The following is a 1,272-nucleotide window of genomic DNA, read 5'->3' on the forward strand; positions in this document are numbered from 1 at the left end:
TAGACTGACCCAGTGAAATGAGACAGAAATAAAACACCCTTTTAGGCTGCCTTTTCACCATATTCAATTGGTGAGAGGTAGCCTAATTTTTCTTGAATTCTTACTTCATTATATTCTTTTAGATACTTCTCTACACGTCTTGTAACTTCTGTATTACTTAGTGAATTAAATCTGGTATACGCAAATTCCTCCGATTTCAAACTAGAATGGAATGATTCAATGACTGCATTATCCCAACAGTTACCTCTTCTTGACATGCTATTCACTAAGTTATGCTTTGTTACACAAGCCTGAAAGGCATACGAAGTGTATACACTCCCTTGGTCTGAGTGTATAATCACATCTTCTGGATAAGAACGTTTTTCTAATGCTTCTTTTAGTGTATCTATCACTAGTGGTGTCTGTTGATGATCGTACATTTTGTAAGCGACAATTTCGTTATTATATAAATCCATAATGGTTGATAGATACATTATTGTACTCCCGTATTGAATATATGTTATATCTGTCACCCATTTTTGATTTGGTTTCGAAGCTTGAAAATCACGTTTTATAAGATCAGGCGCAACGATAATTGTCTCACCTTCGGACTTCCACTTTCTTTTAGGTTTAACACGACACTGAAGATGATGTTTTTGCATAATGGCTTGGACAGTATTACGGTTCCGTTTAATTTTATACTCTTTTTTAAGAATTGCTTTAACTTTACGATGCCCATATCGATATTTCGTGTTCTTACATATCTCCATGATTGCTTTTTCAACTTCTGTTAAAGAAGACCTTATTCCTTCAGATCGCCAACGATAATAAGTTGCACGAGGCACTTCCAAGGCATTTAAAATCGATGTCACTGTGTATTTTCCTTTTAATTTATCAACGAGATTTAGAACTATTTCTTTTTCAACTCTCTTTCCATCTCCATATACTTTTTTAAAATTTCATTCTCCATTTTCAAATGATCTATCTGCCGCGTTTTACGCTCATCCTCTGTACTGAATTCTGGACCATGTCCATACGAGTACTGCTTGCCTATTGGCTGATCAAAACGATATATTTCACCATCACGATACCACTTAACCCATGTTTTAATTTGCGATACATTTTTAATTCCATACTTCTCCATAATTTCTTGATTCGTTAATTCTCCACTTAATTTCGCTTTCACAACTGCCCATTTTATCTCACTTGAATATACGTTTTTGCCCATGCAAAAACACCTCCGTTAAAAGTACTTAAATCTATTGTATCATTTCGAAGGTGTTTTATATTGTA

Annotated in this window: 1 protein-coding gene; it reads right to left on the reverse strand. The window is 34.4% G+C overall.

Annotated elements, in window-relative coordinates:
• Positions 1–41: 41 nt before the first annotated feature.
• Positions 42–1,207, reverse strand: a protein-coding gene (locus tag WKT09_RS13645; protein WP_340416557.1) for an IS3 family transposase whose coding sequence is annotated in 2 segments (ribosomal slippage) — positions 42–931 and positions 931–1,207 — 1,167 coding nt in all. Because the reading frame shifts where the segments join, the coding sequence is not laid out codon by codon here.
• Positions 1,208–1,272: the final 65 nt, after the last annotated feature.

It is taken from the genome of Pseudogracilibacillus sp. ICA-222130 (assembly GCF_037892545.1).
Taxonomy (GTDB): Bacteria; Bacillota; Bacilli; order Bacillales; family Amphibacillaceae; genus Pseudogracilibacillus.